The following is a 21291-nucleotide window of genomic DNA, read 5'->3' on the forward strand; positions in this document are numbered from 1 at the left end:
GAGGTCGCCGGCCATGCCTTCCTCCTCGGATCCGGCGGCTCGAAACGGCAGCGGCCTCCGCGGCAGGCCCGTCCGGCATCCCCGGAAGGTTGCGAAATCACCGGAGCGTCGACGCATTCCTGGACCGGTTGGGACATCCGTCCCGGGCGGAGGTGTTCCGCGTGATCCGAAGACCGGTACGGGCTCCAAGGTGTCGCGTGAGGGAACGGTCGAACGGACGGTTCGACGTCCTGGCGACGATGCCGTCCGGCACGGTCCATCGCAGGGCCGGCTACATGTCCCATGCGTCAGCAGGATCCGGTCGGTGGGACTGGCCTCCGACGCCGAAGACCGTCTCCCCCTGGCCCAGGTCGCCCGCGCCGATGCGACCGGCATGACCTCCGTCCACGTGAACCGGTCCCTGCGGGCGCTGCGCCAACGCGCGCTGATCGGGGGATGAGCAGAAGCATCGACCTCCGGGACGTGGCCGCGCTGGATGCGGTCGCGGACTTCGACCCGGCATACCCGCACCGGGCGGCTCCGGCAGGCACCCCGGTCGCGATGGCCCGAACCCGCGGGAGGCGCGGCACCCCGCGTCGCAGGCGTGCCGGCGCCGCCGTAGCCGTCGATCGTCGGCGTTCCCCCGGCACGGTGCGGAGCAGTCGGGCGAGCCCTTCGCTGCTCTGCGGTCAGCCCTGACCGGCACGGGTCGCCCGGCCCGGTCGATGTCCCGCGCCATCGTCGAGCCCCCTGGGGTGCAACGCGTAACGGAGGGCGCCTCCCGTCACGCGGCGTCCGCGGAGTCGACACGCCGCCACCGGACGAGGCCTACCCGAGGGCTTTCCCGGCCAATCCGGAGCGGGACGAGGATTGCGGCCCGACGTTTCAGGCAAGCTGTCCGCCCTCGCCGTCCGCCTCGTCCGGTCGACGGAACGGCAGGACGCGGCCCGGCCTCTCGGCGACGAGACCCTCGACGGCCGCCCGCAGGCCGTCGAGGGCGAAGGGCTTGCGCAGCACGGGCACGCCCTCCGAGGGTAGCGCGGCCGCATCCGCATAGCCCGTCATCATGAGCACGCCGAGCGCGGGGTTGACCGCCAGCGCCCGGCCCGCAAGCTCGGTTCCCGTCATCCCGGGCATGGCGTAGTCGGTCAGCAGCAGGTCGATGCGGTCCTCCTCGCGCAGCACGCGCAGCGCCTCGGCACCACCGCCCGCCTCGACGACGCCGTACCCGAGCTCCTCCAACAGGGTGACGGCGACGGCGCGGACTTGGGGGTCGTCGTCGACGACGAGGATGCGCGTCGCGTCCGTCCCGTGCCCCCGCCCATGCGTCCGGGCGACATCCGCGACGGCGACACCTTCGGCCCGGGGGAGATAGACCGACGCCGTGGTGCCCTCGCCGGGTCGGCTTCGCAACGTGATGGCGCCGCCGAGCTGCCGCGCCGTGCCGTAGACCTGCGCGAGCCCGAGGCCCGTCCCCTTGCCCTGGGGCTTGGTCGTGAAGAAGGGCTCGAACGCGCGGGCGAGGACCTCGGGCGGCATTCCCTCGCCGGTATCGGCGACCGTGAGCACCACGAGATCCCCCGCCGGTACCGTCCCGGGCCGTGCCGCGCCGGCGGGCAGGTTCTCGGTCTCGATCCGAACCTCGCCGCCGCCCTGCAAGGCGTCGCGGGCGTTCATCGCCAGGTTGAGCACGGCCAACTCGACGCGATGCCCGTCCGCCACCGCCGGCCACAGGTCGGCTGCCAGGCGCGTCACGACGGCGGTGCCGCCGCCGAGGGTTCGGTGCAACTGCTCGGCCATGGCGGAGAGCACGCCGTTGAGATCGATGGGGCGCGCCTCAAGGGGCTGCCGGAGCGAGAAGGCGAGCAGTTGCTCGGTGAGCCTGGCCCCGCGCTGCGCAGCCTGCGTGGCGTTGCGCAGGAGACGCAGGGCGCGCTCGTCCGTGACCTTGCGCTCGGCGAGCTCGACCGATCCCATCACGGCGGCAAGCAGGTTGTTGAAGTCGTGGGCCACGCCACCGGTCAGCTGCTCGATGGCCTCCATCTTCCGCGCTTGCACGGCCTGTTCCTGTGCCTCGGCGCGGAGCCGCGAAAGCTCCAGGTTGGCCCGGATGCGCGCTTGGAGTTCGCGCGCCGAGAACGGCTTCACGAGGTAGTCGTCCGCCCCGGCCTCAAGTCCCTCGACGCCGGCCTCGGCGCCGGCGCGGGCGGAGAGCATGATCACCGGCACCGTGCGCAGCGCAGGATCGGCCCGGACGGCCCGGGTCAGCGCGATGCCGTCGAGCACCGGCATCATGACGTCGGTGAGCAGTAGGTCCGACGGCGCCGCGCGCAACGCGTCCAGGGCGGCCGCGCCGTCGGCGACGGCCACGACCCGGTGGTCCTGCCCGAGCAAGCGCTCGACATAGGCACGCATGTCGGCGTTGTCGTCGGCCAGGACGATGCGACGCCGCCCATCCCCGGAGGGCGCCGCTTCGAACGGGCCGCGAAGGGGAACGACGTTGGACGGCTCATCGGGCAGCCATCGCAGGGCTTCCTCGATGTATCCGCGGGCCTGGCTATCGACGGGTGCCGCCACAGCCTCGACGACCCTTTCAGCCGGCAGGTGAGAGCGCCCGAAGGGAATGGTCACCGTGAAGGTCGTTCCTTCACCGACCGTGCTTCGAACCTCGATGTCCCCGCCATGGAGGGAGACGAGGTCGTGCACGAGCGCGAGGCCGATCCCTGAGCCTTCGTGCGAGCGGCTGCGGGTGCCCTCGATGCGATGAAAGCGGTCGAAGACGTGCGGCAATGCCTCAGCGGGGATTCCGACCCCCGTGTCGGCCACCGTGAGGCGAACGCCTTCCGGGACCGGCCCGAGTCGGACGTCGATGCCGCCGTGGAAGGTGAACTTGAAGGCGTTGGACAGCAGGTTCAGGACGACCTTCTCCCACATGTCGCGGTCGACGAAGACAGGCTCTGGAAGGGGCGTGCACTCGACCCGAAGGGCCAGTCCGCCCCGCTCGACCGCCGAGCGGAAGGTGCTTGCCAGGTCCGCCGTCAGGGCCGCGAGGTCGGCCGGCGCGAAGGTGGCCTCGGCACGTCCGGCCTCGACGCGCGAGAAGTCGAGCAAGGTGTTGACGAGCCGAAGTAGCCGGAGGGCGTTCCGGTGGGCCACCTCGAGCTCTGCGCGGCTCTCGGGCGCGACGCCGGGGTCCCGCAGGGCCTCCTCGAGGGGGCCGAGCATCAGGGTCAACGGCGTGCGGAACTCATGGCTGACATTGGAGAAGAACCGCGTCTTGGCGCGGTCGAGCTCGGCCAGGGCCTCGGCGCGGCGTCGCTCCTCCTCGTAGGCGCGCGCGTTGCGCAGGGCCGTCGAGACTTGGCCCGTGACGAGGTCGAGAAAGCTCCTGTAGCCTTCGTCCAGCGCCCGGCTCGGACTGATGCCGAGAACGAGCACGCCGAGCGGCTCCGAGCCCGCCTCGCCCGCGAGCGGCATGACCAGCGCGTGCTCGACGAGGTCCCCCCACAGCCCGCCTGCCATGCCGATGACCGCGCCCAGGCCGCCCACCGACACGGTCGCGCCCGCGAGCGCGCGCTCGAATGGCCACGTCGCTTCCGCCTCTGGAGAGGCCAGCGGATGGGCGCCGTCGATGCCCACGGCCGCGCCCAGGCTCAGGCGGCCCCCGGCACCCCGCAGGAAGAGGAGTGCGAAAGGCACGTCGAGCTTCTCGCCGGACAGGGCACCGGCGACGTCGGCGCAGGTCGCCTCGACGCTGCGCGTCTCCCCCGCCCTGGCCGCAAGGTCGCGCAGCAGGCCGAGACGACGCTCGCCCACGACCTGGGCGGTCACTTCGCTGCACACCGCCAGCATGCCGACGATGCGGCCTTCGTCGTCCTCGGCCGGGGCGTGCGAGACGCTGAAATACGCCTCCTCCCGGTAGCTGGCCCGTTCCATCAGGAGCGGCAGGGCCGCCGTCCAATTGGCCTCGCCGGTCTGCATCACACGGGCGATCATCGGGCCGAGCGTGTCCCATGACGCCGCCAGCGTGACGCGGATGTCGCCACCGAGCGCGTCCGGGTGCCCGGCACCGATGAGCTTGGCGTAGGCGTCGTTGTAGACCTGGGTGAACTCGCCCCCCCAGGTCAGGATCATCGGGTACTGCGAGGACAGGAGGGTGCGCACGGTGGAGCGCAGGCTCTGCGGCCAGGCGGCAACGGGACCGAGCGGCGTCCGTGCCCAGTCGAGGGCGCGGGCAAGCGCGCGAACCTCGCCGGGACCACGGAAAAGCGTCTCTGCGGCATCGCCGAGCCCCGCGACGCTCATTGGTCCGTCTCCGGCCCCCGGCCCGACCGCACGGGCCGCGACTCGATCAGGTCCCGGATGCGCGACGCCAGCGCCTCCATCGCGAAGGGCTTGGTGAGCACCTGCATTCCGCCGTCGAGGTAGCCGTTGCCGACCGCCGCGTTCTCCGCGTAGCCGGTGATGAATAGCACCTTCAAGTCGGGCCGGTCAACGCGGGCCGCGTCCGCGACCTGCCGCCCGTTCATGCCACCCGGCAAGCCGACGTCGGTGACCAGGAGGTCGATCCGCGCATCGGATTGCAGCACCCTCAGCCCGGAAGGTCCGTCCGCCGCCTCGATGGCCGTGTAGCCCAGATCCTCCAGCACTTCCGTGACGAGCATGCGGATCGAGGGCTCGTCGTCGATGACCAGCACCGTCTCGCCCCGCTCGGCCCGGGGCGCACCGGCGAGGTCCGGCATCCGCTCGGAGCCCGGGGCGTCGCCGTGGTGGCGGGGCAGGTAGAGGCACACCGTCGTGCCCTGGCCGACTTCCGAGTAGATGCGGACCTGACCGCCGGACTGGCGGACGAAACCATAGATCATCGACAGGCCGAGGCCGGTGCCTTGGCCGATGGGCTTGGTGGTGAAGAACGGCTCGAACGCCCTTGCGATGACGTCGGGCGTCATGCCCGTGCCGGTGTCCGTGACGCAGAGCGACAGGTACTGTCCCGAGGGCATGTCCCGCTCGCGCGCGATGCGGTCGTCGAGCCAGCGGTTGGCGGTCTCGACGGTGATCCGTCCCCCGTCCGGCATGGCGTCGCGGGCGTTGATGCACAGGTTCAGCAGCGCGTTCTCAAGCTGGCTAGGGTCGACCAGCGCCGACCACAGGCCGGCTGAGCCCACCACCTCGATGTGCACCGACGGGCCGACCGTTCGGCGGATGAGTTCCTCCATGCCGTGGATCAACGCATTCACGTCGGTCGGCCTTGGGTCGAGTGTCTGGCGTCGAGAGAAGGCGAGCAGGCGGTGAGTCAGCGCCGCTGCCCGCTTCGACGCACCCTGCGCCGCCGCCATGTATCGGTCGAGATCGGTCAGCCGCCCCTGGCTCATACGGGTTTGCATCAGCTCCAGTGATCCCGTGATGCCGGTGAGCAGGTTGTTGAAGTCGTGCGCGATGCCGCCGGTCAATTGGCCGACCGCTTCCATCTTCTGGGATTGCCGCAGCGCCTCCTCGGTGTCAGCGAGGGCTTGCGCGGCTTCCTTCTCGGCCGTGATGTCCCGACCGACCGCGTGGATGAGGTCCTCGGCCGGGACCGCCGTCCACGAGAGCCAGCGGTAACTGCCGTCCTTGTGGCGGTAGCGGTTCACGAAGCGCAAGGTCGTCAGGCCATCCGAGAGTTTGCCGACCTCGGCAAGCGTTGCCGCCACGTCGTCCGGGTGGACGAGGTCCATGAAGGCGCCGCCGACGAGATCGCGCTCGCCCCAGCCGAGCAGCGATGTCCAAGCCGGGTTCACCGCCTCGATGGTTGCGTCGTAGCGGGCGACCAGCATGATGTCGGTCGAGAGCCGCCACATGCGGTCGCGGTCGGCGGTCCGCTCCGCCACCAGGGCTTCGAGTTCCTCGCGAGAGCGCGCGAGCACCTCGCGCGCCTCGACGATGTCCTGGATGTCGGTGCAGGTGCCGAACCAGCGGGTGATCAGCCCGGCTCCGTCACGCATCGGGAGGGCCCGGCCGAGCGTCCAGCGGTATTGTCCGGAGTGGTGGCGCAGCCGGTACTCGATACGGTAGGGCTCGCCCGTCGCGAGGGACTCGCCCCAGACCTTCCAGGTCCGCTCCCGGTCGCCGGGGTGGACGATGTCCTCCCACTCCTCGCCGTCGGTCGAGCCAGGCGGCACGCCGGTGAAGTCGTACCAACGCTGGTTGTAGTAGTCGTGGTAGCCGTCAGCCCTCGCCGACCAGACCATCTGGTCGATGGAGTTGGCAATGGTCTGAAACCTCGCCTCCGCCTCGCGAAGCGCGTCCTCGCGCCCGCGCCGCTCCGTCACGTCGCGGTAAAACAAGGCAAGGCCTTCCGGGTGCGGGTAGGCGCGAACCTCCAGCCAGGCGGCGTGCCCGTCCGGCCAGACGTAGCGGTGCTCGAGCGTCAGGGGGGTGCGCTCCTGCATCGCGCGCAGGTACATCTGACCGATGGGCATGACGTCGGAGCCCGGGTAGACCTCCCAGTGCGAGCGGCCCACGACCTGGTCGGGCGGCCTTTCCTCAAGCCGTAAACCCTCGGCGTTCATCTGCAGGATGCGAAAGTCGTGGTCGAGGAGCATGAAGCCCTCGCCCATGCCCTCCAGCACGCCCGAGGCGCGGGCCTCGCTTGCGCGCAGAGCCTCTTCGGCCTTCACCTTGGCTGTCGTCTCGGTACAGGCGCAAAATATCCCGCGGACGATGGCGGCTTCGTCGCGGATCGGCGAGTAGGAGAAGGTGAAGTAGGTCCCCTCGTCATACCCGTGCCGGTTCATCGTAAGCGGCAGGTTCTCGGCCCAGGTCGCCTCGCCCGCCATGGCGCTGTTGACGTAGGGCGTGATGGCATCCCAGATCTCGTGCCAGATGTCGCAAAAGCGGCGGCCCAGGGCAGCCGGGTGCTTGTCGCCGAGGATCTCCGCATAGGCGTCGTTGTAGAGGAAGCCGAGCTCCGGCCCCCAGGCGGCGAACATCGGGAACCTGGAGCCCAACATCAGGCTCACGACCGAGCTCAGCGCCTGCGGCCAGGTCTCCGGCGCGCCGAGCGGCGAGGCTGACCAGTCGTGGGCGCGCATGCGCGCTCCCATCTCACCACCTCCCGACAGACATGCGACGGTCAAGGACGGGGCACTTTCGGACATGTTCTGCGGTCGAGTTTGGACGGTGGGGTGTGGCAAGCGGGAGGAACTCCCCGCCGCTCGCCGGTTCCGGTCGGCCATGATGCGTGGTGATGGCGGGTTTGCGGCACCGTGCCGGAAACGCCGCGACGGCCCCGGGGTTGCCCGGCCGCCTGGGCCGCCGAGGGCGGGGACCGTCCGCGCCCGTGACCGGGTCGAGGCTGTGGGTGAACCACGCGTCCTCGGGCGTGCCGTTCCGGTCCAGCACGAGGTGCTGGTCCTGCACCTCGACGGCTCCCTCGCCACTGAGAACCCGTGAGAACAAGGGGCCGAGCGTCTCCCAGACCTCCGGGAAGACCTCACGCGCCGGCCGTCCCAGAGCCGACGGGTGCTTGTCGCCGACGAGGGCAGCCCAAGCATCGTTGTAGAGGATGAGGAGGTCGGGTCCCCAACAGGCCACCATCGGGGTGGCGGCCTGCAGCACGATGCCGACCGTGACGGCGAGCGCGGCCGGCCAGCCTTCCGTCGGCCCGAGTGCTGTGGCGGACCAGTCATGCTCGCGCATGCGGGCGGCCATCTCGCCGTCGCCCGGGAACAGGTTCAGGGGTGCAGCCAGCGTATCGTCCATCCCGCGGTTGTGTCCGCTTCGGTCAGGAGCTCCGGTGTGGGAGGAATGCCGCACCCGGCACAAGCCCGTTGTCGCATCGCGCGTCCCGCGACCGCCCGTGCCGCGCCGAACCCCGGGCGTCCGGCAGGGACCGCCGGCGGGCGGACCCCGTTGCTTGCAGGTGCTACGCGCCAGACGCCGACGCGTTGCGGTCGGCATCGTAACCGCTCGGGTTCGTGCCGACGTGCGCTCGCCCGCGGGCGCGCTCGATCCGGTAGTGGATCGGCTTGAAGCTGCCGTTGTTCGACTGGAGCGCCGAGCAGGCGGTCAGGCCGATGAGAAGGTCTGCCTCCGCCTCGAAGGTGATGTGGTCGCCGGCCCGGCTGAGCGGCGGCTCGACCGTGAGGGTCCCCGTCGCACCGTCGACCGGCACGTTCATGAAGCAGTTGAACGCCACCGGGATGCGGTCGGGGGCGACCCCGAACGGCGCCAGAGCGTGGACGAGGTTGCCGAAGCAGCCCCGGTGCGGGTTCTCGTCGCCGTAGATGATGCGGAACGTGTCGGCCGAGCACGGCGTCAGCAGGAAGTCGTGGCGGCCCACCGTGTCCTCGACGATGCGCAGCAGCACGTTCGAGCGGTTCGAGTAGAGCGGGTCGCCGGTCGTCAGATAAATCCGGCTCGCATAGTCGAGTGTGCGACCGGATGAGATCACCTCGTCGAGGTCGTGACGGTTGAAGGCCAGGAGGTCGGCGACCTGTTCGCCGCGCGGGTCGATGACGGTGAGGCGGTCGCCCTTGTCGAGGGTGAAGGCCACGCCCGAGCGCGGGGCGATCTCGTGGGTGGCGGCGTCAGCGCACATCGGCGCCCCCCGAGTTGGTGCCGCGCGGACGGAAGGGGCAGCGCCACTTCTCGCCGACGACCCGGCCGCTGTATTGGCGCGCCTCCGAAGCCTCGCCGTGCCGCGCCAGCATCGGGTTGACCGAGCCGGCGAGCGCCTTGTCCCGCTGCAGGATGGAGGAGCGCAGCTTCTCGTAGCGGCCCGCCTCTCGGAGCTGCTCGAACTGGGCGTGCAGGTTGAAGACCAGGGCCGGCGAGGAAAACCGGCGCGCGGGCCGACTGGCGTTCGGGTGCAGGCCGACGACGAAGAACGCCTCGCCGGCAAAGCTCAGCGAGAAGTGCGGGTTGTCCGGCTCCCGCGCCACGCGCTCGTCCCAGGGATGGCCGAGCCAGGCGTCCTTGTCGGCGAGCGACTGCACCCGATCCCAAAGGTGCCGTTCGAAGCCCACTTCGTCGAGGGTGCCCGGCCCCTCGAAGATGACGGCAAAGCTCTGGAAGAGGTCGGGCTGTCGCCCGTAGCGCGCGGCGAAGGCCATCAGCGCCGGGTAGATGCGCATGTCATCCCACGCCGAGGTGATGTCGCGGGCGACCAGGACCCGCATCTGGCCCTTGGTCAGGGCCGACTTGGCGCCGACGCACGGGAAACCCGCATCGCGGATGAAGGCACGGAATGCTTCGGCCCTCGGGTGGTGGGTGTCGTCTCGGGGTAGCTGCATCTTAACTCGGCACGTCGGTCTCACGATTGCCCGCGGCACCGGCAAGGATGCCACGGGATCGGGCAACGGCGATGTCCGGTCCGCGTTCCGCGCAGCCGCCGCCTCGTCCTGCTTGTCCACATCGGGAGCGCATTCTTCGGATGGGCCTGAGCGCCTCGAACGGGTCGCGCATCCCAGCTGATTCGGCCTGTACCCCGATGGACCCCTTGCGTACCGGGAAAGGCTTGCGCGCGGCGCCGTTTCCGCATGCCTGGGGTCCTGCCCGGAGGAGCGCGTCGACGCTCGCATCCGCGCTTCACCCTGGTCGGCCGTTGCACCGACGATGCAGGGCGGAAACCTGAGAGGCACATCATGGATTAATTGGCAGCCTCTATAGATCGGGGCCGGGTCGGGAGGTGGCGTTGGCGGGCCAGGACATCGCGAGGAGGAGGGAACCGGACACCAGGCTCCTGCAGGCCGCCGTCGAAGCCTCGGGCGAGGCCGTCGTCATCACCTCGGCGGACCTCGACGAACCGGGACCCTCCATCGAGTACGTGAACCCCGCCTTTACGCGCATGACCGGCTATGGTGCCGACGAGGTTCTCGGCCGGACGCCTCGCCTCCTTCAGGGCTCTGGGACCGAGCGTGCCGTCCTCGACCGCATGCGGGCCACCCTGGTCGCCGGTGAGGAGTTCCAGGGCGAGGCGGTGAACTACCGCAAGGACGGCTCCGCATACATCGTCGAGTGGCTGATCACGCCGGTTCGCGACGGGGATGGCCGCATATCGCACTGGGTTTCGGTCCAGAGGGACGTCACCGAGCGGCGCCGCGGCGAGGACCGCCAGGCGCTGATGGTGCGCGAGTTGCACCACCGGGTGAAGAACACGCTCGCCACCGTTCAGGCCGTGGTGAATGCCACCGCTCGATCCTCGCTGACGGTCAACGAGTTCACCCAGGCGTTCACGGGCCGGATCGGCTCGCTGGCGCGAACGCACGCGTTGATCACCGAGGCCCTCGCCCAGGCCGCCTCGTTCGAGGGGCTGCTGCGGGCCGAACTCTCGCCCTATGGCGGGCGTGGACGGCTGACCCTGGAGGGACCCGACGTCATCCTGCCGTCGGAACTCGCGGTGCCGGTCGGCATGGCCCTGCACGAGTTGACCACGAACGCCCTCAGGCATGGTTCCCTGGCCGATCCGAACGGGCGGCTCCAAGTGACTTGGTGGGTCGAGGACGGGCATGCTGGGCGAGCCCTCCGCTGGGATTGGGCCGAGCACGACGGCCCCCCCACCAAGCACCCCACGCGCGAGGGCTTCGGCCATCGCCTCCTGAACAAGGTCCTGGCTGCCCAGACCGGCGCCGAGGTGGACGTCGCCTTCGCGCCCGATGGGCTTCGGGTCTCCGTGCGGATGCCGCTTCCGAGCGCTGACGCCGAGGCGAACCGCAACGCCTAAGCGACGGGGGGTTGGCGCGCAAAGCCTTCCGGGGCGTCACCGATGCGAGGCCTCAGGCCGGCGTCCGCTTCCGCTGACGGGCCAGGACACCGCGTAGCGCCCGCGCGACCTGTTCGGCCGAGTAGGGTTTGCGCACGAGCTCGAAGCCGTGCGCGTCGTCACGCGCCAGCACGTCGCTGTAACCGGTGGTCAGGATCACCGGCAGGTCCGGGTGGCTGACCCGCAGCCGCCGGGCAAGCTCGACCCCCCCGATGCCGGGCATCACCACGTCCGAGAACACGGCGTCGAACCGCGACGGCACCCTTCCCAGCTCGTCGAGCGCCGCTTCCGCGTTGTGCGCCCAGACCGTCGTGTGGCCGAGATCCTCCAGGAGTTGCGTGCAGAAGCGCCCGACGTCGAGGTTGTCCTCCACCACCAGCACGGACAGGGCGCGTCCCCCGTCCTGCTCGCCGGCTTCGTCGTCGCCATCCTCCTCGACATGGAGGGGTGGGCCGACATGGGGCAGGTAGAGCGTGAAGGTCGTCCCGCGCCCCACCTCGCTCGCCACCTCGACGTCGCCGCCCGACTGCTTGGCGAACCCGATCACCTGGCTCAGGCCCAACCCGGTTCCCTTCCCCACCTCCTTGGTGGTGAAGAACGGCTCGAAGATGCGCGCGAGGAACTCCGGCGCGATGCCGGCGCCCTCGTCCGAGACCCGTACGACGGCAAAGGGGCCGGGGGCGCCCGCGTGCCCGCGAATGGAGGGCAGCGCTTCGCCGCAGGTGAGCCGGAGCGTCAGCGTGCCCTCGCCGTCCATGGCGTCGCGTGCGTTCACGGCGAGGTTCACCAGCGCGGTCTCGAACTGGCTCGTATCGGCCCGCACGTGGCAGGGTTCGGCGGGCACCTCCGTCACGATGCGGATGCGCGCGCCGGTCACCGCGTTCAGCATCTCCGCGGTGGCCCGCACGCGCTCGCCGATTTCGAACACCTCCGGCTTGAGGGCCTGGCGGCGGGCGAAGGCGAGGAGCTGGCTGGTCAGCTTGGCGGCGCGGTCGACCGTGTCGGCCACCGCCTCCAGGTAGCGGACCCGGCGCTCCTCCGGCAGGGTCGGCCGGCGCAGGAACTCGACCGACGAGCGGATGATGGTCAGCAGGTTGTTGAAATCATGCGCGACGCCGCCGGTGAGCTGGCCCACCGCCTCCATCTTCTGGGCGTGGCGCAGCGCCTCCTCGGCCCGCGCGAGCTGCTCCTGCCCGCGCACCCGTTCGGTGGCGTCCACGCCGTACTGGAAGGCGCCGATCCGCCGCCCCTGCGCGTCCCGCAGCGTCGTGAACCGGATCTCGTAGCAGGACCGCGACCGACCGGGGCCGCCGAACTCCTCGACGATCACGAACTCCTCGCCGGCGAGCGCCCGCCCCCAGACCGAGCGAACCAGTTCCCGCTGCTCGGGAACGCCGTCCAGGAGACCGAGGAGGTCGTCGCCGACCTTGGGCCGCACGCCGTACGTGGCCTCGAACTCGTTGGCGAAGGCGCGGTTCAAGGCCAGCACGCGGTAATCGGGGTCGAGCGCCGCGACCAGGGCGTCGGTCGTCTCGAACACGTCGGCCCAGAGCTTGCGCTGCGCGAGCGCTTCCTCGACCCGGCGTTCGAGCGTCGCATTCATCTCGCGCAGCCGCTCCTCCGCGACCCTCCGGTCGTGGATGTCCTCGACCACGCCGTACCAGCGGACGATGCCGCCGCCCTCGTCCCAGCGCGGCCGCGCCCGGGCGCGCATCCAGCGGTACTCCCCGACGCCCGCGACGCGGATGCGGTAGTCGACGTCAACCGGTTCGCCCGAACTCAGCGAGGCCGCGAAGACCGTCATCGTCCCCGGCAGGTCATCGGGGTGCAGCGCCTTGGCCCAGCCCGCCCCGTCCGGTTCGCCGGCGGCTTGCCCGGTGAGTTCGAGCCAGCGGTTCGAGTACGAGGTGATGTTGCCGTCCGCGTCGCAGGTCCAGGGCACCTGCGGGTTGAGCTCGACCGTGTGCCGGAAGTGGTCCTCGCTCTCGCGCAAGGCGGCCTCGGCGAGCACGCGGTCGGTGGTCTCGGCGGTGACGCAGAACAGGCCGCCGATGCCGCCGGCATCGTCGAGGACCGGCGAGTAGGTGAAGGACCACCAACTCCGCTCGGGTTCTCCCTCGCGCGAGAGGTCGAGCATGACGTCCGTCATCTTCCGGCTCTCGCCGGCCATCGTGGCGTCGACGAGCGGCCCGATCTCGCCCCAGATGCTCGCCCAGACCTCGCGGAAAGGCCTGCCGAGGGCCGTGGGCAGGCGGTAGCCGAGGATCGGCCGGTAGGCGTCGTTGTAGAAGCAGAGCAGGTCCGGTCCCCAGGCGAGGAACATCGCCGTGGGACAGGAGAGCATCAGCGAGAGGGTGGAGCGCAGGGCCGTCGGCCAGGTTTCCGGAGGCCCGAGCGACGTTGCCGACCAATCGCGGGCACGGATCTCCGCACCGGTCACACCCCCGGGCGGCAGGAACGGGAACGCGTCAGGCATGTCGCCCGCAACCCTTCGCCGCGTCGCTCGTGGTCCTCCGACGGCCCCGGCCGGCCTGGGATGTCGCGCAACGGGAAGTCCTGCTTGGCATGGCGGCCGCGTCACCTGTCGCTTCGGCGTGGCAGGGCGCCCTGGCCCGCCACGCTCGGTCGGTCTGGGCCCTAGATAGTGCGGGTTCACGCGCACGACTGCTCCCTTGGGGGGCTGCGTCGTCGCGGCCGCCTGAATGGAGAACGGCCGATGAGCACGACATCGGCGGCCCGCGGGCACCAAAGCGCGTCCACTGCCGTTGTGAAGATGCCCCAGGGCCGACCGTGAGCCCTGCTTCCCGGTGAGCCATGACGGACCAGCCTGCCCCGCCGCCTCCTTCCGCCCGACCCGAGCGGACCTCGCCGGCCTTGTGGACCGCGTGCCTGGGCGTGGCCCTCGTCGGTCTGGTCGCCTTACCGAGGCGGCGCGGAGGTTCCTTGCCGATTGCGTCCGGCGGTCCGGGGAAAGAGGACCGGACGCTCGGTACCGGGGATGGACCCGTCTCGCACGAGGGCGCCGCGGCCGAGCGTTTGGCGGACGCCGAGCCGGAGCGCGGGCGCAAGGCGGACACGCCCTCCGAGATCCCTGCCAAGGGCTGGAAGGACATCGCGCTCCGCCTCTACCAGGAGTTCAGCAACGACCGCATCCTGCTGGTCGCGGCGGGAGTGACCTTCTACGCCATCCTGGCCCTGTTCCCGGCTATCGCGGCGCTCGTCTCCATCTACGGCGCGGTCGCCGACCCGAGCACCATCGCCCATCACCTGAACGAGTTGCGCGGCATCCTGCCGGACGGGGCCCTCGACATCGTCGGCGGCCAGGTGAAGCGGCTGGTCGACAAGGGCGACAAGGCGCTGGGCCTCACCGCGGTGATCAGCATCCTGATCTCGCTCTGGAGCGCGAACGGCGGGATGAAGGCGGTCTTTGACGCGCTCAACATCGCCTACGAGGAGAAGGAGAGGCGCTCCTTCGTGATGCTCAACCTGCAGTCGCTGGCATTCACCGTCGGGGCGCTGCTGTTCGTGGTGCTGGCGCTCACCGGCATCGTGGTCGTGCCGGCCGCGTTGCAGGTGCTCGGGCTCGACCAGAAGGCCTGGTACATCGCGCTCCTGCGCTTCCCTGCCCTGCTCGTCCTCGTCATCGCCAGCCTGGCGGTGCTCTACCGCTTCGGCCCGAGCCGCCGGAAGCCCCGGTGGCGCTGGGTGACATGGGGCAGCGCGGTGGCCGGCACCCTGTGGCTGGTCGCGTCGGGACTGTTCTCCTGGTACGTGGCGAACTTCGGCAGCTACAACGAGACCTACGGCTCGCTGGGCGCGGCCATCGGCTTCATGACCTGGATCTGGCTATCCACGACGGTGGTGCTGCTCGGGGCCGAGCTCAACGCCGAGATGGAGCACCAGACCGCGCGCGACAGCACGGTGGACGGCGACAAGCCGCTCGGCGCCCGCCAGGCCCGCATGGCCGACACCGTCGCCGCGTCCACCTGACAGGTCCTTGCCGAGGCGCCGCGCGGGCGATTGCATCTCCACCAGGGCCGGCCTACGGCGGACCCGGTGGCTCAACGGGCGATCTTCCCCTTCCAGGATGTCCGATCCGGCAGAAAGCTCATCGGCAGCCAAACAGCGCCGAGGCCGGCCAAGGATACGACGTCATGAGGCGGCACGTCCGGTGCGGCCAGGCCTTTCGTCGGGCCGCCTCCTCATCGTCGTACGTTCCTCTCGAAGGCCGGGGTCCGGTCACTGCGAACCGACGGTCGTTGAGCTCCGCGAACGGGCGTCCCTCCGCGATGCGCTGGCGGAGCTTGTGCCGGACCTTGCCGGGACGGATGGGCCACCCCCGCGCGGCTTTGCCGTACCGGCGGGTGGCGTCCATCCAGCCGTCCGGCAGCTAGTCGAGGTATCATGCCAGTATCAGGCAAGAAACTGATACCAGAATGGCTTCGGAAGCGCTTGAGGAAGTCCGCGTAACCGCCTGATGGCGGAGCGCAAAAGCTTTGTGGCGGGCGATCGGGATCGAACCGACGACATTCAGCTTGGGAAGCCGTGGCAACTGTCTGATTTCATTGAAATGTGTTCCCCTTCGCGACCTCTCCCCATGTGGAAGTTATGGTCCGCGTCTGGTCGGGGAGTTGGCGATTAGTTAGATGCTCAGGATGCCAACTCCCCTCCCCGCTTCCGTCCTCGAGATGGACCAGCGGCCTTGCCAGCACGTCGCCGGGCGTCGTCCCGTGCCGCGGCCTGCGCGAGGCGGAATGGGCCGAGACGCACCGGCGCTGCCAGGAGTTCGTCGAGCGCTGGGGAATGCAGGCGCACGCGACCGGATGGGACACGCTGCGGCTGTTCGGGGTGAGCCCGGACCTCGGCGCGATCCGCGGCGATTTCTGCGGTGTCCTGATCCCGTGCACACGCGACGTGACCGAGGCGACGGATGAGTGGATCCGGATCGGGAACGGGCGAGCGTACCGGGCGCACCCGATCAAGCAGCCGGGCATGATCCCGATCTGGGGGACGAAGCGATGACCGGCGGCGACGCCTACAAGCAGAAGCTCCTCACCGACGACGCGCTCGACGCGGCGATCTCGGCCTACCTCGCCGACCCGTCGGCGCCAGCCATCATCGAGATCGGCGACAAGCGCCTCGACGTCGCCGCGGCCGTCCTGGCGAACGCCTACAGCACGGAGGTGCTGGCGCGGGAGGGCGTGACGGGGCCGCAGCGGCGGCATGCGGTGAAGACGGCGATCTTGCTGGCGCCGGTCGGGTGAACCTCACCGCCTAGCTGGCATGACCTGCGCGCCACTATGACTTTAATGCTACTCCGGGTTGCGTCATAGCGCAGCACCACTGAAAGCGGTGGCATAAGCTTCGCCTTTTGTTACGTTCGACCGCCGCGGTCACGTGTATGGCGGTTAGAGGTAGTATCATGGCGACGGTGACTGACAATTTTACCATAACTCGTCAGACCTCTGGGCAAGATACTGCTAAAATAAAACTCGAAATCAATAATGAAAATGGAAATGTTATCGGGGCATCAGGAACTATATACGAAAAGTCTATCGACGGATTATCGGACTATCTGAATTCCAGCAATACAGTTTACGAGTCTTATCGGTTCGAATCCCATGGAACGGTATAATACGCATATAATTTCAAAAATATCAGTATTTCAGCAGGCGGTTTCAATTATAATATTACCGGAAATGGTCAATTACAAAATCAAACTGCCACTATCAATGGGTCAGAAAATTCACAGATAGTCGGCACAACCAATTCAGATATGTTATTTCTCTATCTTCTATGTTTTGTTGCGGGGACACAGATCAGCACCATGCGTGGCAACGTCGCGGTGGAAGATCTGCGGATCGGCGATCAAGCGGTGACTGCCTCCGGTGCCCTGCGGCCGATCGTCTGGATCGGCCATCGCGCCATCGACGGCGCTGGCGTGGTCCTCATAGACGATCAGCAGCCGATCCGCATCCGCGCTGAAGCCTTCGGGCCCGGGCTCCCCGTCCGCGACCTGCGCCTGTCCCCCGGACATCCGGTGCTAGTCGGCGCCGACGAGGACGGCACCGGCGGCTACCTCGTCCCGATCATGTGCCTGATCAACGGCACCAGCATCATCCGCGAGCCAGTGACCTTGGTCACCTACTGGCACGTTGAACTCGATGCCCACGACATCCTGCTGGCTGAGGGCCTGCCTGCCGAGAGCTACCTCGACTGGGGGAACCGACCATTCTTCGAGGAAGCCTCTGACCACGCCCTACACAACCCCGACTTCGTCGTGCCGGGCCTTTCCGCCCGCTGCCGGCCGGTGGCGGTGGACGGACCGGCGGTAGAGGCGGAGCGGGCGCGACTGTCGACCGTATTCGCCGCCTCGCTAGGAGAGGCCTGCGCCTGGGATGAGGCCGGGCGCTTCGCCTGGATCGCCGCGTAGCCCGGACTGGTAAAATCCCCGCCGGCTGTTGTTGGCGGGGCTCACTGTACTGCCGACACCCTCGGCACCTCGCTCAACCGCGTCGTGAACCGCGGCGAGCGCCTCGAGGATGGTGATCCTGCTGGCAAGGGTCAGATGCCCCGTTTCTCGCAGGCCCTTCTGCGCTTGCTGCACCTTTCCGAGTGGGCGTAGCCTGCGGCCTGGGAGGAGTGAGCGATGTCGATCACCTACCCTGAAGCATGGATCCCCGACCCCGATGGCCGCTCCCGCGTCGGGCAGGTTTACCGCGGCGAGGAGTCGATCGGTCGCGTGCGCCGCTGGCAGGACGAGGACGCCGGCTTGATCCGGGAATGGTTCACGGCCGAGCGAAAGAAGGGCGCCTTCTACGAGCCGATCGCGGGCACGCACGCGACCTTCGAGGAGGCGCTGGAGCGCATCGTCATGTACAGCGTGGCGCATTGAGCCCGGCCGCCTACGTCGCCCTCACCTTCGCCATGCTCCTATCCTGCGCCTGAGGTGCGGTGTTGTGGTCGAGGCGGGCGGCGCGGCGCCTAGAGCATTTTCCGACGAAGTGGATACCGGTTCGTCGCAGAAAATGCGGCAAAACCAAAGACCTAGAGAAGCTTCGCGATTGCGGAGCGATCGTGAAGCGCTCTAGACGACATTCTAGCCGATGCGCAAGGTCGACCCATCGCTAAAATGTAATACATCGATGCCTGATACGCTAATTAGGGCTTGACCCCCAAGTTCATTTTTCAGATCGACTATCGTGGAGCTTGCGCCGCTGCTTATGGTGGCATCTGCGCTGGTGTATCCAGACACAGCCAATATATCGCTGCCTCCTCCGCCTATGATAGTATCCGATCCCGTAAATTTGGATATATAAAATAAATCATCACCATTCGTACCGAAAATTTGTGTGTTGCCGTTCTTCGTATCAACAAACGTTGTCCCTCCAAGACCACCATACATTGAGTCTGCGCCGTTTCCAGCATAGAGGGTATCGAATGCTCCTACAGAGACTAATATATTTTCTCCGGAAATAGCAGTTAGGGTATCTGAGCCGGCTCCTCCTGTGAGGGTATCATGTCCGTCGGAGTTGCCGCTGGATATCAGGGAGTTGCCACCGGATCCCGCTGTGAGACTTGATCTGCCACCACCGTAGAGAGTGTCACGACCAACGCCCCCCTGGAGAATGTTGGCACCAGACCCTGCCAGCAATGAGTTGTTTCCTCCTCCAGCCTCTAAAGTATCAGATCCTGATCCGCCGTATAATTGGTCGGAACCAAATCCGAGCGCAACAAGCTTATTCTCGCCTGAGACAGCAACCAAGGTGTCATTGCCGGCACCGCCGACGAGTGTATTTCTTCCTCCAACGTCTGTGAAGAGGAAGCTCCCACCTTGGCCAGCCCGCATATTAGTCAGCCCGCCACCAAACAGAGTGTCGTGACCGGCGCCGCCCTGGAGAAAATTTTGGCCACTTCCTGCGTAGAGCAGATTATCACCGGTGAGGGCTGTGAGCGTATCGGAGCCAGATCCGCCATACAGTTGGTCGGATCCGCTGCCGAGCCCAGTTAGCTGGTTCGCGCCGGAGCGAGCGACTAGTATGTCGTTTCCTATGCCGCCAATGAGAACGTCATGGCCATGGGCATCTGTGAACAGGAAGCTCCCGCCGGCCCCTGCCGTGAGGCGACTATTTCCTCCACCAATAAGGGTGTCCTGCCCCCCGCCTCCTTCGAGATAATTCCTGCCTGTGCCAGCTATAAGCAGGCTGTTTCCGCCATTGGTCGAAACCAGTGTATCTGTCGCTTGGCTACCAACGAGAGTGTCATTTCCTCCCCCGGAAAATATCAAGAAATTCTCGGAATTTGAAATGTACGCAGGAGCAGACAGCGACTCGCTCTTTGCTGTACCATTTATCGTTTTGGAAAAATTTATAGATGTAGTAATAAATTCATCCCCTCCGTTATCACTCTTTAGCGTCAGATGACTTCCTTGTTGTATATTTGTATCATTGGACAAGACATAGACCTGACCGCTATTTATATCTTCGAATGAAATTGCAGAACTTGTTTGAAATCCAGTCTGTCGTGCTTCGAAACTGTATCTAGGTTGAAAATATGGCCCACCCCTAAATCCTGTTATCTGCGAACCTATAGTTATTGTAACGATACCCGTGTTTATGCCTGCCTCATATTTGCTATCGATGCTTATAGACGGCGCTCCAAGCCCAAAACTGCCACCTACACTGTAATTCCTAAGGTCCGATAGCAATACGTTATCCGGGCCTATTGTAACAGTCTGAGTACTTTCCTGCGTATTTGCGCTGCCAACAGCAACGAAGCCACCCGCGTAATAAACGTCATATAGCGCTCGATAGGGTGCATATGACCCGCCGCCGCCATTAAGAGATTGCTGTCCGGCTGGGGTATAAAAATCCACGAAACTCATATCTTGTCGCCGCTCTTTGCTGATTAGTATTATGATCTGCTGGAATAACTGTCGCTACGATTGTAAGTTCAATCTAGGAACGAACGGATCGCATATTACGATATACGATCCGACGCTCGAACAAGCTAACCATAGGCTATCCTTGAAAACCCAGCACAACAAGAAACTGCGACAGACCATATCGTAAGCCACGCCGAACGCCAATACGATCTCTGACAACGGCAGTCGCGACTACTTCGGTGAGATCGGTACAAATTTACGTTGTATTAATTTTACGATTTCGTGCCCTGCAGCGCGGCATCTATAGATGAGATGCGCTGCTTACTAACAGATAGGCTTTCAATCGGGGAGCTTTGTACGACTGTTGCTTGCGAGATCTACAGCACCGCTGATACACTCGGTACCTCGCTCAACCGCGTCGTGAACCGCGGCGAGCGCATCTCGAACTTCGTCGACCAGGTGCGCTTTTCGACGAGCCCCGCCCGCGCCGGCACCACGGCACCTCGCCCGAACCGGCTGTTGCAGGCATCCATCGCCGCCATCAGCTTGCCGGACTTCTCCCGGTCGAGCGCATCGAACAGCGGGCGTGGCGCCTCGTCGAGCGGCACGAGGTCAGTCGTCACCAGCCCCGCCTTGCTGTAGCGCCAGGGCGTCGGGCTCTGCTCGCGCTAGGTCATCGCCACACCGCGGATCGCCGCGTCGATCAGGTGGCGGGTGTCGTTCGTCGCCTCTGGGAGATGCACCACCTTCGAGACCGAGCGCATCGGGTCGCCGCGGTCGTGCTCGCTGGTGTGGTAGAAAACCGTGACGGCGGAGACCGCGAGCCCATCGCGCCGCAGCTTCTCTCCGAGCCGCGTGGCGTGCGCCGCCACCGCCTGCTCCAGCACCGTTCGATCGGTGATCCGGGATGAGAACGAGCGGGTGACGGCGCAGCCCTTGCGCCGAGCCGGCACGATCTCGAGCGGCAGGCAGGCGCGGCCGCGCAGTTCGTGGATGATGCGCTCGCCCACCACCGTCAGCGACTGTCGCGCCGGCCGGGGATCGAGGTCGCGCAGATCCGCCACCGTGTCGACGCCCATGGCCTCCAGGCGGGCGAGCGAGGCCCGCCCGATGCCCCAGACCTCGCCGACCGAAATCCCAACCATCCAGGCCGCGCGCTCCGCCTCGTCGGACAGGTCGCACACGCCTCCGAGCTCAGGCACGGTCTTGGCGATGTGGTTGGCGAGCTTGGCGAGGGTCTTCGTCGGCCCGATCCCGACGCAGGTGGGCAGGCCGGTCCACTGGCGTACCGTTGAGCGAAGGTCGCGCGCGAGCGCCACGCGGTCGCGCTCGCGCACGTCGGACAGGTCGAGGAAGCTCTCGTCGATGGAGTAGATCTCCACGTCCGGCGCGAACTGCCGATAGACCGTGTTCGCCCGGGCGCTCATGTCCCCGTAGAGGGCATAGTTCGAGGAGAACACCCGCACGTTCTTCTGGCGGCACAGGTTGCGGATTTTAAAGAATGGCTCGCCCATGCGGATCCCGAGCGCCTTGGCCTCGGCGGTGCGGGCGATGGCGCAGCCGTCGTTGTTCGAGAGCACGATCACCGGCACGCCGGTAAGCTTCGGGTCGAACACGCGCTCGCAGGAGCAGTAGAAGGAGTTGCCGTCGATCAGCGCGATCGCCCGGCTCATCGAACGAGGCTCGC

The 21291-nt window shown here is 67.2% G+C and carries 13 protein-coding genes and 1 pseudogene; 6 read left to right on the plus strand and 8 right to left on the minus strand.

Annotation, left to right across the window (positions count from 1 at the left end; all coding sequences use genetic code 11):
- Positions 1 to 864: 864 nt before the first annotated feature.
- From DK412_RS06595 to gntA, 5 genes are all read right to left on the minus strand, one after another.
- Positions 865 to 4284: an ATP-binding protein gene (locus tag DK412_RS06595; protein ID WP_109971297.1), complete on the minus strand. Its 3420-nt coding sequence runs from the start codon at positions 4282 to 4284 to the stop codon at positions 865 to 867.
- Positions 4281 to 7115 (minus strand): hybrid sensor histidine kinase/response regulator, encoded by a 2835-nt coding sequence (locus DK412_RS06600; protein ID WP_109971298.1) that lies wholly within the window; start codon positions 7113 to 7115, stop codon positions 4281 to 4283. Before DK412_RS06600 ends, DK412_RS06595 begins: the two co-directional genes overlap by 4 nt.
- Positions 7063 to 7719, minus strand: coding sequence for a PAS domain-containing protein (locus tag DK412_RS06605; protein ID WP_162596135.1), 657 nt, complete (start codon positions 7717 to 7719; stop codon positions 7063 to 7065). The genes DK412_RS06600 and DK412_RS06605 overlap by 53 nt, the downstream gene beginning before the upstream one ends.
- 163 nt (positions 7720 to 7882) lie before the next feature.
- On the minus strand, positions 7883 to 8557 hold the full coding sequence (locus tag DK412_RS06610; RefSeq protein WP_245447454.1) for an urea carboxylase-associated family protein: 675 nt from the start codon (positions 8555 to 8557) through the stop codon (positions 7883 to 7885).
- A complete protein-coding gene (gntA, locus tag DK412_RS06615; RefSeq protein WP_109971300.1) occupies positions 8547 to 9251 on the minus strand; it encodes a guanitoxin biosynthesis heme-dependent pre-guanitoxin N-hydroxylase GntA in 705 nt (234 codons plus the stop codon). The genes DK412_RS06610 and gntA overlap by 11 nt, the downstream gene beginning before the upstream one ends.
- A 401-nt stretch (positions 9252 to 9652) precedes the next feature.
- Here gntA and DK412_RS06620 point away from each other — a divergent pair, with 401 nt between their 5' ends.
- Complete coding sequence (locus DK412_RS06620; protein ID WP_109971301.1) at positions 9653 to 10681, plus strand: HWE histidine kinase domain-containing protein; 1029 nt, start codon at positions 9653 to 9655, stop codon at positions 10679 to 10681.
- A gap of 52 nt (positions 10682 to 10733) precedes the next feature.
- Here DK412_RS06620 and DK412_RS06625 read toward each other — a convergent pair whose 3' ends face one another.
- Entirely contained in the window at positions 10734 to 13196 is a 2463-nt protein-coding gene (locus DK412_RS06625) for a PAS domain-containing protein (protein ID WP_109971302.1), read from the minus strand.
- Positions 13197 to 13534: 338 nt separating this feature from the next.
- Here DK412_RS06625 and DK412_RS06630 point away from each other — a divergent pair, with 338 nt between their 5' ends.
- From DK412_RS06630 to DK412_RS06650, 5 genes are all read left to right on the plus strand, one after another.
- Positions 13535 to 14710: a YihY/virulence factor BrkB family protein gene (locus DK412_RS06630; RefSeq protein ID WP_109971303.1), complete on the plus strand. Its 1176-nt coding sequence runs from the start codon at positions 13535 to 13537 to the stop codon at positions 14708 to 14710.
- Between the two features lie 813 nt (positions 14711 to 15523).
- Positions 15524 to 15742 carry a hypothetical protein gene (locus DK412_RS30575; protein WP_204165514.1) on the plus strand — a complete coding sequence of 73 codons (219 nt, stop codon included), beginning with the start codon at positions 15524 to 15526 and terminating at the stop codon, positions 15740 to 15742.
- Positions 15739 to 15984 carry a hypothetical protein gene (locus DK412_RS06640; protein WP_109971304.1) on the plus strand — a complete coding sequence of 82 codons (246 nt, stop codon included), beginning with the start codon at positions 15739 to 15741 and terminating at the stop codon, positions 15982 to 15984. Before DK412_RS30575 ends, DK412_RS06640 begins: the two co-directional genes overlap by 4 nt.
- A 512-nt stretch (positions 15985 to 16496) precedes the next feature.
- Positions 16497 to 17153 (plus strand): Hint domain-containing protein, encoded by a 657-nt coding sequence (locus tag DK412_RS06645; RefSeq protein WP_109971305.1) that lies wholly within the window; start codon positions 16497 to 16499, stop codon positions 17151 to 17153.
- Between the two features lie 216 nt (positions 17154 to 17369).
- The gene (locus tag DK412_RS06650; protein ID WP_109971306.1) at positions 17370 to 17615 is read left to right on the plus strand and encodes a hypothetical protein; all 246 of its coding nucleotides are present in this window, start codon (positions 17370 to 17372) and stop codon (positions 17613 to 17615) included.
- A gap of 204 nt (positions 17616 to 17819) precedes the next feature.
- Here the strand turns inward: DK412_RS06650 and DK412_RS30055 are convergent, their stop codons facing one another.
- Together DK412_RS30055 and DK412_RS06680 are read right to left on the minus strand one after the other, a co-directional pair.
- Complete coding sequence (locus tag DK412_RS30055; RefSeq protein ID WP_162596136.1) at positions 17820 to 19595, minus strand: calcium-binding protein; 1776 nt, start codon at positions 19593 to 19595, stop codon at positions 17820 to 17822.
- A 386-nt stretch (positions 19596 to 19981) separates the two neighbouring features.
- Positions 19982 to 21277 (minus strand): annotated as a pseudogene (locus tag DK412_RS06680) (Y-family DNA polymerase).
- Positions 21278 to 21291: the final 14 nt, after the last annotated feature.

The sequence above is a fragment of the Methylobacterium sp. 17Sr1-1 genome, assembly GCF_003173775.1.
Classification (GTDB): Bacteria; Pseudomonadota; Alphaproteobacteria; order Rhizobiales; family Beijerinckiaceae; genus Methylobacterium.